15 protein-coding genes and 1 pseudogene are annotated in these 12,157 nt (G+C 72.3%); 8 read left to right on the top strand and 8 right to left on the bottom strand.

Annotation, left to right across the window (positions count from 1 at the left end):
• Positions 1–155: pseudogene (locus ACCP09_RS39110) on the top strand (3-deoxy-7-phosphoheptulonate synthase); the annotation flags it as partial.
• 139 nt (positions 156–294) lie between these two features.
• On the opposite strand, the gene ACCP09_RS39105 reads toward ACCP09_RS39110, so the two are convergent.
• Both ACCP09_RS39105 and ACCP09_RS39100 read right to left on the bottom strand, forming a co-directional pair.
• Positions 295–795, bottom strand: a complete 501-nt coding sequence (locus ACCP09_RS39105; RefSeq protein ID WP_020421002.1) for a polyadenylate-specific 3'-exoribonuclease AS — start codon at positions 793–795, stop codon at positions 295–297.
• A 67-nt stretch (positions 796–862) separates the two neighbouring features.
• A complete protein-coding gene (locus ACCP09_RS39100) occupies positions 863–1,624 on the bottom strand; it encodes a lysophospholipid acyltransferase family protein (protein WP_020421003.1) in 762 nt (253 codons plus the stop codon).
• A 186-nt stretch (positions 1,625–1,810) separates the two neighbouring features.
• On the opposite strand from ACCP09_RS39100, the gene ACCP09_RS39095 reads away from it, so the two are divergent.
• From ACCP09_RS39095 to ACCP09_RS39085, 3 genes are read left to right on the top strand one after another with little or no spacing between them, the layout of a single operon-like run.
• Positions 1,811–2,581: an alpha/beta hydrolase gene (locus ACCP09_RS39095; protein ID WP_433754103.1), complete on the top strand. Its 771-nt coding sequence runs from the start codon at positions 1,811–1,813 to the stop codon at positions 2,579–2,581.
• Complete coding sequence (locus tag ACCP09_RS39090) at positions 2,578–3,063, top strand: hypothetical protein (RefSeq protein WP_027934983.1); 486 nt, start codon at positions 2,578–2,580, stop codon at positions 3,061–3,063. Before ACCP09_RS39095 ends, ACCP09_RS39090 begins: the two co-directional genes overlap by 4 nt.
• Complete coding sequence (locus ACCP09_RS39085; RefSeq protein WP_433754101.1) at positions 3,060–4,166, top strand: glycerate kinase; 1,107 nt, start codon at positions 3,060–3,062, stop codon at positions 4,164–4,166. The genes ACCP09_RS39090 and ACCP09_RS39085 overlap by 4 nt, the downstream gene beginning before the upstream one ends.
• 53 nt (positions 4,167–4,219) lie before the next feature.
• Here ACCP09_RS39085 and ACCP09_RS39080 read toward each other — a convergent pair whose 3' ends face one another.
• From ACCP09_RS39080 to ACCP09_RS39070, 3 genes are read right to left on the bottom strand one after another with little or no spacing between them, the layout of a single operon-like run.
• Positions 4,220–4,930: an MBL fold metallo-hydrolase gene (locus ACCP09_RS39080; RefSeq protein WP_433754099.1), complete on the bottom strand. Its 711-nt coding sequence runs from the start codon at positions 4,928–4,930 to the stop codon at positions 4,220–4,222.
• Positions 4,931–4,940: 10 nt separating this feature from the next.
• Positions 4,941–5,693: a DUF427 domain-containing protein gene (locus ACCP09_RS39075; protein ID WP_433754097.1), complete on the bottom strand. Its 753-nt coding sequence runs from the start codon at positions 5,691–5,693 to the stop codon at positions 4,941–4,943.
• Positions 5,694–5,721: 28 nt separating this feature from the next.
• A complete protein-coding gene (locus ACCP09_RS39070) occupies positions 5,722–6,297 on the bottom strand; it encodes a TetR/AcrR family transcriptional regulator (protein ID WP_027934980.1) in 576 nt (191 codons plus the stop codon).
• 100 nt (positions 6,298–6,397) lie between these two features.
• Between ACCP09_RS39070 and ACCP09_RS39065 the strand changes: the two genes are divergently transcribed.
• Genes ACCP09_RS39065 through ACCP09_RS39050 form a run of 4 tightly spaced genes read left to right on the top strand, consistent with a single transcriptional unit; the run spans position 6,398 to position 8,468 of the window.
• Entirely contained in the window at positions 6,398–6,592 is a 195-nt protein-coding gene (locus ACCP09_RS39065) for a DUF2795 domain-containing protein (protein ID WP_027934979.1), read from the top strand.
• Positions 6,593–6,597: 5 nt separating this feature from the next.
• Positions 6,598–7,602 (top strand): DNA topoisomerase IB, encoded by a 1,005-nt coding sequence (locus ACCP09_RS39060; protein ID WP_123685493.1) that lies wholly within the window; start codon positions 6,598–6,600, stop codon positions 7,600–7,602.
• 28 nt (positions 7,603–7,630) lie between these two features.
• Positions 7,631–8,287 (top strand): HemK2/MTQ2 family protein methyltransferase, encoded by a 657-nt coding sequence (locus ACCP09_RS39055; RefSeq protein WP_433754094.1) that lies wholly within the window; start codon positions 7,631–7,633, stop codon positions 8,285–8,287.
• Positions 8,265–8,468 carry a CDGSH iron-sulfur domain-containing protein gene (locus tag ACCP09_RS39050; protein ID WP_020421012.1) on the top strand — a complete coding sequence of 68 codons (204 nt, stop codon included), beginning with the start codon at positions 8,265–8,267 and terminating at the stop codon, positions 8,466–8,468. Before ACCP09_RS39055 ends, ACCP09_RS39050 begins: the two co-directional genes overlap by 23 nt.
• Before the next feature lie 38 nt (positions 8,469–8,506).
• Here ACCP09_RS39050 and ACCP09_RS39045 read toward each other — a convergent pair whose 3' ends face one another.
• Genes ACCP09_RS39045 through ACCP09_RS39035 form a run of 3 tightly spaced genes read right to left on the bottom strand, consistent with a single transcriptional unit; the run spans position 8,507 to position 12,086 of the window.
• Entirely contained in the window at positions 8,507–9,493 is a 987-nt protein-coding gene (locus tag ACCP09_RS39045; protein WP_051362950.1) for an iron-containing redox enzyme family protein, read from the bottom strand.
• Positions 9,494–9,534: 41 nt separating this feature from the next.
• Entirely contained in the window at positions 9,535–10,671 is a 1,137-nt protein-coding gene (locus tag ACCP09_RS39040) for a carboxylate-amine ligase (protein ID WP_433754091.1), read from the bottom strand.
• Positions 10,596–12,086 carry an FAD-dependent oxidoreductase gene (locus ACCP09_RS39035; RefSeq protein ID WP_378366263.1) on the bottom strand — a complete coding sequence of 497 codons (1,491 nt, stop codon included), beginning with the start codon at positions 12,084–12,086 and terminating at the stop codon, positions 10,596–10,598. The genes ACCP09_RS39040 and ACCP09_RS39035 overlap by 76 nt, the downstream gene beginning before the upstream one ends.
• Positions 12,087–12,157 lie beyond the last annotated feature (71 nt).

Genomic DNA, 12,157 nt, shown 5'->3' with positions numbered 1-12,157 from the left:
TCGCGGACCGGATCGCCGCCGGCGAACGCGGGATCGCCGGGATCATGCTGGAGAGCTTCCTCGAGGCCGGGCGGCAGGACCTGGTGCTGGGGCGCTCTGGGGAGCTGACGTACGGGCAGTCGATCACCGATGCGTGCCTGGATTGGCGCAGCACGCGGGNNTTTGGCTGGGGATCGGGTTGCGGGAGAGGGGTGGTTCGGGGGGTGGGTGCCTTGCGTTGCCGGGTGCGGTTTTATGGGGTGGCTCGTGGGTGGGTGGCCTGCGTTGCCGGGCGCGGTTGTGGGGTGGCTGCTGCTAGGCGGGGTAGCCCTTGCGGCGTCGCACCTCGTCGATGATGCGCCAGCGCTCCAGGTTGAAACGCGCGTCGGCGAGGGCGTCGTGCGCGTTCTGCGGCGGCAGGGGCAGCTTGGGCTTGCCCACGTCCTCCCACCGCTGCCGCAGGTCGCGCGTGAACCGGGGCAGCTGGCGCGGCAGCTCGGGCATCGTGCCCCACAGCTGGGCCAGCGCGACATGATCGTAAGCCGCGTACCAGGCCCACAGCTCGATCCCGCCCGGCGGGCGGCCGAAGAACTCCAGCAGGTCCGCCCGGATCTGGGCCCGGCTCCGCCACGCCTTGTCCGCCGGCGAGGGCAGCTTCGGCAGGACGTTCTCGCGCACCCACGGGCCGGCCTTGGCGGGGTCGAAGTCGGTGGAGACCGCGTAGAACTCGCGTCCCCGTTCATCCACGACACCGATCGACACCAGGTCGATCGTCACGCCGTCCTCGATGAATTCGGTGTCGTAGAAGAAACGCACCGTGGCACCCTAAGCACTGCGGCGCGAAGCGCCTCGATCAGGGGTGGTGGCCGGGCGACGGGTGGGCCTAACCGGCCTTGGTCTCCGGTACCCGGTCGGCGTCGGGCAGGCCACTCTGCGCCGGGACCACCGCGCGCACCCCGGCGGCCTCGGCGGCCATCAGCTCCTTGGCCTTCGCCGCGTAGATGTCGACGTACTCCTGGCCGGAGAGCTCCATCAGGGCGTACATGATCTCGTCGGTGATCGACCGCTCGACGAACCGGTCGCCGGACAGGCCCGCGTACCGCGAGAAGTCCAGCGGCTTGCCGAACCGGATCTCCAGCCGCCGCGGGATCCACATCTTGGAGCCGATCGGGTTGACCTTGTCGGTGCCGATCATCGCGACCGGGACAACGGGGACACCGGCCTCCAGCGCGACGCGGGCGACACCCGTCTTGCCCTTGTACAGGCGGCCGTCCGGGGAGCGGGTGCCCTCCGGGTAGATGCCGAGCAGGTTGCCCTCGCGCAGCAGCCGGATCGCGGTGTCCAGCGCGGCCTGCGCGGCCGAGCCGCCCGAGCGGTCGATCGGAATCTGACCCGCGCCGGTGAAGAACCACTTCTTGAGGGTGCCCTTGACGCCCTTCTCGGTGAAGTACTCCTGCTTCGCGGGGAAGGTGACGCGGCGCTTGACGCGCAGCGGCATGAAGAACGAGTCGGCGACCGCGAGGTGGTTGCTCGCGAGGATGGCGCCACCGGTCTCCGGGACGTTCTCCACCCCGGTCACCTTCGTGGGCCACAGGAGCCGGAGCAACGGCCCGAGCAGCACGTACTTCAGCAACCGGTAAAGCACCGGGACGCCCTCCTACCTGCGCGAACAGCCTGCCGGATCCAGAGTAGGAAACGCCGTCCAACCGCACAACGGGCGCACCCGCAGTGGGCGGGAGGTCACAGCCGGGGGACGTCGTTCGACGGGCGGTCCCGGAGCGGCCCGGGGCATGCGACGATGGGTCCGCGTTGGAGGAGAAGGGCGGATGCCATGCCTGTGCTCGCCGGTGCGGAACCGTTCGCGCACACCGGTTCGGCCGAGGTCGGGGTGCTGCTGTGCCACGGTTTCACCGGCACGCCGCAGAGCCTGCGGAGCTGGGCCGAGCACCTCGCCGCGCGGGACTTCACCGTGCGGCTGCCCCGCCTGCCGGGACACGGCACGACGTGGCAGGAGATGAACAAGACCGGCTGGCCCGAGTGGTACGGCGCGGTCGAGCGCGAGTTCCTGGAGCTGCGGGAACGCTGCCAGTCGGTGTTCGTGTTCGGCCAGTCGATGGGCGGCACGCTCGCGCTGCGGCTGGCGCAGCGGCACGGGGGCGCGGTCGCCGGGCTGGTGCTGGTCAACCCGTCCGTCACGCGGCTGAGCTGGGACACCAAGCTGCTGCCCGTCCTCGCCCGGGTGGTGCCGTGGTCACGGGGCGTCGCGAACGACATCGCCAAGCCGGGCGTCACCGAACTGGCCTACGACCGGGTGCCGGTGCGGGCGGCGGCGAGCCTGGCGAGGCTGTGGAAGCTCGTGCGGGCCGACCTGCCACTGGTGACGCAACCGCTGCTCCTGCTGCACTCGCTCGTTGACCACGTCGTGGAACCCGAGAACGCGCGCATCGTGCTGGACAACGTGCGCAGCCGGGACGTGACGGAAGTGGTGCTGGAGAAGAGTTTCCACGTCGCGACCCTGGACCACGACGCGCCGCTCATCTTCCGGCGTAGTGTCGAGTTCGTGGAAGCGGTCCGTGACCCGGGGCAGGTGGGGGCCCGATGAACTCACGCGTACCCGACCCCGAGGACGTCGACGCCACCTTCGCGGCGATCGTCGCGGACCTGCGGGCCGAGGGGGTCGGCCTGATCGACGACGACGTCGAGGCCGAACGGGCGCCCGCGCGGCCCGAACCGGCCGAGCCCGAGAAGCCCGCCGAACCGGAGAAACCGGCCGCCGAGGCGAGCTGGCGCGGTGGCGGCACCCCCTGGGAGGACACCGTGCTGGGCGACGACCCGGCCGGTCCCGGGGACGACGAGCACTACGTGCCGCCGGAGCCGCCGCCGCTGCCGCGGCCGGGCAAGGGCGCGTTCGTCGTGCTGCTGTTCTTCGTCGTCGGGCTGCTGTTGCTGATCGTGCCGGGGGTGATCGGCGTGAGCACCGCCGTCGCGACCCCGCTCGGGATCCTGGCGCTGGCCACCGCGATCGCGTTGCTGCTGCTGCGCGTCAAGCAGGGCCCGCCGGACGGCGACGGGGCGCAGGTGTGACGCGGGTCGTCGTAGCGCCGGACAAGTTCAAGGGCACGTTGCCCGCCGACGCGGTGGCCGCCGCGATCGCGGCCGGGCTGCGGCGCGGGCGGGACGGCGTCGAGGTGCTGGAGTGCCCGATCGCCGACGGCGGCGACGGCACCGTGGCCGCCGCGGTGGCCGCGGGCTTCGAGTTCGTGCCGGCGCGGGCCAGCGGACCGGTCGGCGAGCCGGTCGACACGGGCTACGCGCGCCGGGACGGCACGGCGGTGATCGAGCTGGCGGCGGTGTCCGGGCTGGCGTTGCTGGACGAGCTGGCGCCGCTGACCGCGACGACGCTCGGGGTCGGCGAGCTGATGCGAGCCGCGCTGGACGCCGGTGCTACCCGGCTCGTGCTGGGACTGGGCGGAAGTTCGAGCACCGACGGCGGCACCGGGCTGTTGCGCGCGCTCGGCGCGCGGCTGCTGGACATCGAGGGTGCGGAGCTGCCGCCGGGTGGGGCCGCGTTGCGGCGTCTGGCGCGGGTGGACCTGGACGGGCTGGACCCGCGGCTGCGCGAGGTCGAGCTGCTGGTGGCGAGCGACGTGGACAACCCGCTGCTGGGCCCGCACGGCGCGGCGGCGGTGTACGGGCCGCAGAAGGGCGCTTCACCGGAGGACGTCGAGCTGCTGGAGTCGGCGCTGCGGCGGTTGGCCGAGGTCGTGCGGGGGTCCGGGGTCGATGTGGCGAACGTGCCGGGTGCGGGCGCTGCCGGCGGGACGGGCTACGCGCTGGCGATGCTCGGAGCGTCGTTCCGGCCGGGCATCGACGTGGTGCTGGAGCTGACCGGGCTGACCGAGAAGCTGCCGGGCGCGGACCTGCTGATCACCGGCGAGGGCTCCCTGGACGAGCAGACCCTGCGCGGCAAGGGCCCCGCGGGCATCGCCGCGGCCGCCGCCGAGCGCGGGATCCCGGTGGTGGCGCTGGCGGGGCGCAACACGCTGTCGCCGGAGGTCCTCCGGTCGGCGGGCTTCACCGCGGCCTACGGGCTGACGGACATCGAGCCGGACGTGCAGCGCTGCCTGGCCGAGCCGGCGCCCCTGCTGGAGCGGCTCGCCGAGCGCGTGGCGCGGGAGTACCTCTAGCCGCCGAACATAGAGCCCCTCGGACACCTCGCCGAGCGGGCGCGCCAGCCCTCCTAACCGCCGAACATGGTGCGCCACTCGTCGACGTTGCGGGGGCGGTAGACGAAGTTGTTCTCCTTCACCGACGACAGCGAAGCCGACGGCGCGGCCGAGTACTGGTGCCCGGGGTAGACCACCGGGTCGCCCGGCAGGTCCGCCAGCCACCGGAGGCTGTGGTACATCGCCTCGGCGTCGCCGCCGGGGAAGTCCGTCCGGCCGCAGCCCTCCAGGAACAGGGTGTCCCCGGCGACGAGACGGCCGTCGACCAGGAAGCACTGGCTGCCCGGGGTGTGGCCGGGCGTGTGCAGCAGCCGGATCGACACCGCGCCGACCTCCACGACGTCGTCGTGGTCGTGCCCGGTCAGGTCCGTCGCCGACACGCCGGTGACCCGCTGGACCCACTCCGTCTCGTTGCGGTTCACGTGCACCGGCACGGACTCGCGCGCCAGCAGCTCGGGCAGCCCGGCCAGCGTGAAGCCCATCATGCTGCCGCCGACATGGTCGGGGTGGTGGTGCGTGGCCAGCACCCCGGTCAGCCGCATGTCGTCGGCGGCCAGCACGTCCAGCAGGTCCCCCACCGCGTACGCCGGGTCGACGACCACCGCCTCCCTGGTCTCCCGGTCGCCGATCAGGTAGGCGAAGTTGACCATCTGGGTGGCCACCGGGTCGCCCACCGCGAAGTCGCGGCCGGACAGCAGCTGGCGGAAGTACAAGCGGTCGGACATGCCCCGAAGACTAGAACTTCGTCTTCGGCCGCTCCTGCTTCACCCCGTCCAGGTACACGTCGACCTTCTCGTCGTAGAAGGCGACCAGCCCCTGCACCTTCTGGCTCTCCGGCAGCGGCGACCGGTAGTACCAGACCACGTCGGAGTGCAGCCGGTCGCCGACGCGGACCGAGTAGTACGAGGCCTCGCCCTTGTACGGGCACCGGGTGATCGTGTCGCTGGGCTCCAGCAGGTCGAGCCGGACGTCGGTCTTGGGCAGGTAGTACCGCGTCGGCAGGCCGGTCTCGAACAGCAGCCGCGGGCTGCGGGACTCGGCCACGGTCACCCCGTCGATCTCGATGCGGACGTGCCGCGAGCTGGCGAGGATGTCGACGCGCGTCCGCGGGTCGCGGGGGTGCACGAAGATCTCCTCGTCCTCCTCGAACCACGCGTCCATGGCGGCGAAGTCGAGCCGCACGTGCCCCTTCAGCGCCTCCAGCGGCGAGTCCTGGTACTCCAGCGCCGCGCCGGCCGCCTCGCGGCCGCCCACCCGCACGGTGAACACGTCGGCGTCGCCGCGGCTCGGCGAGTGCGCCGTCTCCCCCGTGGCGACCAGGTACTCGGTGCGCACGTCCTCGCGCGGGACGTAGTAGACCGGGTAGTACGGGACCTCCCAAACCATGAGCGGGTGCAGCGTGTCGGCGACGACCTGGCCGCCGAAGACCGCCCGTACCCGCTTGGTGCCCGGCTCGGTCCGGACCCGGCCACGACCATCGGTTGTCATACCGGTCGCAACCACGCCGGGCGCGGGCTTATTTCCGGTGCCGGGCCAGCAGGTCGCGCGCCATTTCCCGGGCCCGCACCGCGGCATCGGCGTCACCTTCGGCGGCGGAGACGATCGCGCCCTTCATCAGCAGGTGCCAGGAACGGGCGAGGTCCTCGGGCTCGGCCAGCCCGGCCTCCCGCGCCAGGCCGGCCACGATGCCGCGGAGGGTGTCCAAGTGCCGGATGCAGGCCTGGCCGAGCGGGTGGTCGGCGCCCATTTCGAGCAGGACGTTGACGAACGCGCACGCGTCGAAGTCCGCCGGCGAGCGGAACCAGTCGTCGAGCACGTCGAAGATCGCCAGCAGCTTGCCCTCCGGCGTCTCACCGCGGGCGCGGGCCTGCCGTTCGATCAGCCCGACGGTCCACAGCTGCTCACGCCGGTCGAGGAAGGCCAGCACGAGGTCGTCCTTCGACGGGAAGTGCCGGTACAGCGTCGCCTTCGCGACCTGCGACCGCGCGATGACCTCGTCCACACCCACCGCGCGGATGCCGCGGCGCGAGAAGAGCTGGTAAGCGGTCTCCAGGATCCGCTCACGGGCACCGGCTGGCAGGGTGGTGGTCATGGCGCGCCGATGATAACCCGGCAAAACCGCGTTCGGTACCGTCCGGACAGACCGGTCTGATCGGCCGTTTGCGGGGGTGGACCGGGGGTATCCGGCGACCATGACCACGCCCGACCCCGACCGACTCCGCGCCCTGCTGTCCGAAGTGGACTTCCCGTGCGACAGGGCCGAGCTGATCCGGCAGGCGACCGCGCACGGCGCGGACGACAGTACGCTCGGGCACCTGGGCGCGATCCCGGACTCCACCTACCCGGACCTCGACGCCGTCACCAGCGCCTGTGCCCGGATCACCTGACGCCGATGCGACTGCGCAAGAGCAAGCTCTCCGAACCCGGGATCCGGCGGCAGCGCAGCGGCCGCGGATTCCGGTATTTCACCCCCGAGGGGGAGCCGCTGCGCGACGAAGAAACCCTGCAGCGGATCAAGAGCCTCGCCGTGCCGCCCGCGTGGCGCGACGTGTGGATCTGCCCCCACCCGAACGGCCACATCCAGGCGGTGGGCACCGACGACGCGGGCCGCCGCCAATACCGCTACCACGACCGCTGGCGCCAGGCGCGGGACGAGGAGAAGCACGAGCGCGTCGTCGAACTGGCGAAACGGCTGCCGAAGTGGCGGCTGCGGATCGCCGAGGACCTGACCCGGCCGGGCCTTGGCTGCGAGCGCGTGCTGGCCGCCGCGCTGCGGATGATCGACCGCGGCGTGTTCCGGGTCGGCAGCGAGGAGTACGCCGAGAACCACGGCACCTACGGGGCGGCGACGCTGCTGCGTGAGCATGTCACGGTGAAGCGGGACGAACTGAGGTTCAGCTACCCCGCCAAGGGCGGGATCGAACGGAACATCACGCTGACCGACCCCGACCTGGCCGCGACGGTCAAGGCGCTGCGCAGGTCGCGCACCGGCAGCGACCGGCTGTTCGTCTACCGCACACCCAACGGGTGGCACGAGGTCCACGCCGAGGAGATCAACGAGCACTTCAAGGAAATGGTCGGTGACGAGTTCACCGTCAAGGACCTGCGGACGTGGAACGCGACCGTCCTCGCCGCCACCGCGTTCGCCGCCGCCGACGAGGTGAAGTCCCAGCGCGGGCTGAAACGCACGCAGGCCGCGGTGATGCGCCAGGTTTCCGAGGAACTGGGCAACACCCCCGCCGTGTGCCGGAAGTCCTATGTAGACCCGAGGATCGTCGAGGCGCACGCGAACGGCAAGACCATCGCCTCCGCCGTCCGCCGGATCGGCGGGGTCCGCGGCGACGAGGACCGCGAGGTGCTGGAGCGGGCCGTCATCCGTCTCCTGCGCGGAGTTTGACTTCTCCTGCCGGTGGTATCTGCAACAGGTGAAGCTGCTGAGACTTCCCGGGGTGTACCGGCCGCAGGCGGACACCTGGCTGCTGACGCGCGCGATGCGGGAAGCGCGCCTGCCGGCGGGCGCGCGGGTTCTCGAGGTGTGCACCGGCACCGGCGCGCTGGCGATCGCCGCGGTCCGCAATGGAGCGGCGAGCGTGACCGCCGTGGACCGGTACCTGCCCGCCGTGCTGAGCGCGCGGTTCAACACGCGGGTGCGCCGCCTGCCCGTGGAGGTCCGGCACGGCGACCTCGCGCAGGCCATCGACGGCGCGCCGTTCGACGTGGTGCTGGCCAACCCGCCCTACGTGCCGTGCGAGTCCGACGCCGATCCGGACGGCGCCGCGCTGGCCTGGGACGCGGGTACGGACGGGCGCAAGCACCTGGACCGCCTGTGCGACCGGGCCTACGACCTGCTCACCCCCGGCGGGACGATGCTGGTGGTCCATTCGTCGCTCTGCGGGATCCGCCAAACGGTGGAAATGCTGCGGGACAACGGCTTGAAGACCTCGGTGGTGGCGCGGGCGATCGAGCTGTTCGGCCCGGTGCTGCGCGGCCGGGCCGATTTCCTGGAACGCGCCGGGCTCATCGCGCCCGGCCAGCGACACGAGGAACTGGTGGTGATCCGTGCCGACCGGACGGAACGCTGAACCCCGCAAGGTGACGCTCGTGGACGGCGGGCCGGTGCTCGTGGAGGGGCCGGTCGAGCTGGAGATGCCCGACGGCACGGTCGCGCGCTCCGACCGGTTCATGGTGGCGTTGTGCGCGTGCCGCCGCAGCAAGCGGTACCCCTTCTGCGACACGAGTCATCGCAAGCGCGTGCGGAACTGACGTGGAGCGGCGGACCGGGTCCGCCGCTCCACCGCTGTCTACAGGGGTTTGCGGAGCGCGCTGCGGCCCTGCTGCCACGCGCCCAGCACGTGGTCGGCGAAGCGCTGCTCCACCAGGTCGGTGGCCTGGATGCCGAACACGATGTCGCCCGCCAGTTCCGGTTCGGTCGCCAGCAGTCCGCCGAGGACGTCCCGGCGCATGACCTGCTCGTGGACCGCGTCGGCCTCGATGTGCTCGGTGTAGAAGTACCGGCAGCGGTCGTCGGCGTCCAGGCGCCGCAACGCCTTCTCCATGCGCTGCGCGCTGGGCGCGGTGGTGATCTCGGCGGCGGCGAAGTGCCCGGCCAGCGCGGCGCGGAACCGCCGGTGCAGGCCGAACAACGACATCATGTTGACCACCGCGAGCATGCACGCCGGGGCGTGCTCCAGGTAGTGCAGATACTGCGAGTTCAGCCCGGCGCCGTCGAGCAGGTCGGCGTAGAGCTGGGCGTGCACCTGGTCGGCGCGCCCACCGCCGTACTCGTCGAACTCCACGGCCACCAGCGCCGCCTTCGGCTTGCCGCGCAGCCGCGGGATCACCCACGCGTGCGGGTCGGCCTCCTTGTGGTGGTAGATCGAGCGCAGCACGAAGTACTCGCGGACCTGGTCCCAGGTGCCCTCGGCGGCGAGGAAGTGCGACAGGCCGGTGCCGTTGACCGGCTCGACGAGCAGCGGCGCGAGCGCCTCCTCGACGTCGTCGCCACCGGGCGTGTGGGCGCGCAGCGCGGCCAGGAACACCCGCTCCATCGCGGCGCGCAGCCGCAGCAGGTCGGGGTCCCACTCCCAGTCCGGGTCGACCCCGGTGAACCCCTGGTAGTGCAGTTCGTAGCAGACGTGCAGGGCGAGCTGCAGGTCCTCGCCGAACGGGTCGGCGTCCGCGGTCTCCGGCAGCTCCGGGAAGTCCCCGCGCTCGTCGTGGCCGAGTGCCTCGATCACGGCCTCGGACAGCGGTCCCCTGGCCGCCGGGAGGGCAGCCGAAAGCGTCATGGCGGTCGTCACGACGCCCGGTTACCCCTGCCCGGCGGCGGTCAACCCTGGTGGGTGAGGGTGGCGAGCAGGGCGGGCAGGCCGGCCGCGACGGCCTTGCGCTGGCGCCGGGCGCCGCTGCCCTCGTGGCGCAGGCGTTCCAAGACGATCGCCACCAGGTCCCGGTCCCCGGTCTCGTCCAGGGCGGGCGCGACGAACTCGGCGAGCTCCTCGACCAGTTCCCAGGCCGGCACCCGGCAGGCGCGCAACGGGTGCACCCCCTCGCCGTCGATGCCGTCCCGGGCCGCCGCCCACAACGCGGCCGCGCCGACCTGCTCGGACATCTCGGGCGGCGCGGTGTCCGCGGCCAGCGCGCGCCGCACCAACGCGCGGGACAGCACGGCCTGCAGCACCGCCTCGTCCACAGTGGACGCCGCGTCGGCGACGCGGAACTCCAGCGTCGGGAACGCCGTGGACGGCCGGACGAGCCAGAACGACATCGACTCGTCGACGAGCGCGCCGCAGTCCACCAGCCGCCGCACCTCGGCACGGTAGGCCGCGAGATCGGGGAAGTACGGCGGTATCCCCGCGCCCGGGAACCGGGACTGCTGCACCATGCGCCAGCTGCCGTAGCCGGTGTCGCGCCCGTGGTCGAACGGCGAGTTCACCGAGAGCGCCAGCAGCGTCGGCAGCCACGGGCGCAGGTGGTTCATCACCGCGACCGCGGTTTCCGGGTCCGGCACGCCTACGTGGACGTGGCAGCCGCACGCCTCGTAGTCGGCGACCATGCCGCGGTAGATTCGGTCGATGTCGCCGAACCGGCCGTCCTGGTTGTCCGATGTAGACGGTCCGGAAAGGACCGGGGTGCCGCAGGAGGCGACGACCGCGCCGTGCAGGCGGGCCGCGTCGGTGAGGGCCTTGCGGCTCCGGACGAGCTGTTCACGCAGCTGCCGCGCGCCGGTGCACACGCCGGTCGCGGCCTCCACCTGGGTGGCGCGCAGCTCGCGGTGCAGGTTGGCCCCGGGCGGCAGAGGCGGGTTCGCGGCCAGGATCGCGGCCGCCCGCGGCAGGGTCGCGCCGGTGGCGGGGTCGAGGAGCAGGAACTCCTCCTCGACGCCGACGGTCAGGCCGGCGGCAGCGGCCGGGTCGCCGGGCCCTGGATCACCGAGCCGTCCGTGGCGAATCGCGATCCGTGGCATGCGCAGTCCCAGGTCTTCTCGGCGTTGTTGAACGCGACGACGCAGCCGAGGTGGGTGCAGCGGGCGCTGACCTCCCGCAGCTGCCCGTCCTCGCCGCGGTAGGAGGCGACGACGTCCGCGCCGCGGCGCGACACTTTGGCGGTCCCGGGGGCGAGGTCGCCGGCGGTCGAGGTGAGGGCGCGGGTGTAGCCGGCCACGTACTGCTTGCCGACCTTGGCCCCGTCCTCGGCGAGGGTGACCGAGGACTTCAGGTCGAAGCGGTTCGGGTCGTAAAGGTTCGCGGCGGGGTGGTCGCCACCGGTGATCAGCTCGGTCAGGACGAGGCCGGCGGAGGTGCCGCCGGTCATGCCCCACTGGCCGAACCCGGTCGCCACCCACACGTGGTGGGTGGCCGGGTGGTAGCGGCCGATGTAGGGCACGTTGTCGAGGGTGGTCATGTCGTGCGCGGACCAGCGGTGGGTGGCCTTGGTGACGCCGAAGGTGGTGGCGGCCTCGGCGAGACGCCGGTAGCGGGCCTCGACGTCGACCGGCTCGCCCGTGCGGTAGTGCTCGCCGCCGACGATGACGTAGTGGCGATCGCCCTCGGTGTGGCCGCGGATGGACCGGTGGGTCACCGCGTCCAGGTACATGCCGGGCGGCGCCTCCCCGACGCCTGCGACGACCAGGTCACGGGTGATGTCGAGGCGCGCCCAGTACAGGCCGCGGTCGAAGATCGGGTAGTGGGTGGCCACGACGACGTCCCTGGCCTTGACCTGGCCGCGGTCGGTGTGCACGGTCGGCGAGGGCCGTTCGTCGAGCTTGCGGGCCCGGACCCGCTCGACGACGTGGCCGCCGAGCCGCTCGATGTGGTCGGCGAGGCCCAGCAACCAGTGGCGCGGGTGGAACTGGGCCTGGTCGACGAACCGGACGGCGCCGACGGTGGTGATCGGCAGGTCGACGTGCTCGACGAAGTCCGCAGGGAGCCCGGCCTCGGCGGCGGCGTCGGCCTCCTGCTGGAGTTTGCCGAGCTGGGAGCTGTCGGTGGAGTAGACGAAGCTGTCCCGCCGGCGGAAGCCGCAGTCGATGCCCAGTTCGGAGGACGTGCGGGCCACCCACTCGATCGCCTCCAGCTGGGCGCGCCCGTACCTCGTGGCGGCGGGCTTGCCCTTGCGGGAGGTGAGGGTGGCGTACTTGAGGGCGTGCTGGGCGGACAGCTTCGCGGTGGTGTGGCCGGAGACGCCTGAGGCGACCTGGGCCGCCTCCAGGACCACGACCGACTTGCCGGCACGAGCGAGCCCGTAGGCGGTGGTGAGACCCGCGATACCGGCCCCGATGACGACGACGTCCGCCTCGGCGGGCAGATCCCGCCCGGCCCGGTCCGGCGCCGGCGCGGTGTCGACCCACAGGGAACGCGGTTCAGGCAGCTCGATGCTCACGGCCCAGATTGCCCCAGGTGAGGGCACGTGAAACGCCACGCTGATCCTGCCCCAAGGTAGCTGGGTGGTCA

It is taken from the genome of Amycolatopsis sp. 3B14 (genome assembly GCF_050958625.1).
Lineage (GTDB): Bacteria > Actinomycetota > Actinomycetes > Mycobacteriales > Pseudonocardiaceae > Amycolatopsis_E > Amycolatopsis_E thermoflava.
This window is presented reverse-complemented; position numbering and strand designations above follow the sequence as displayed.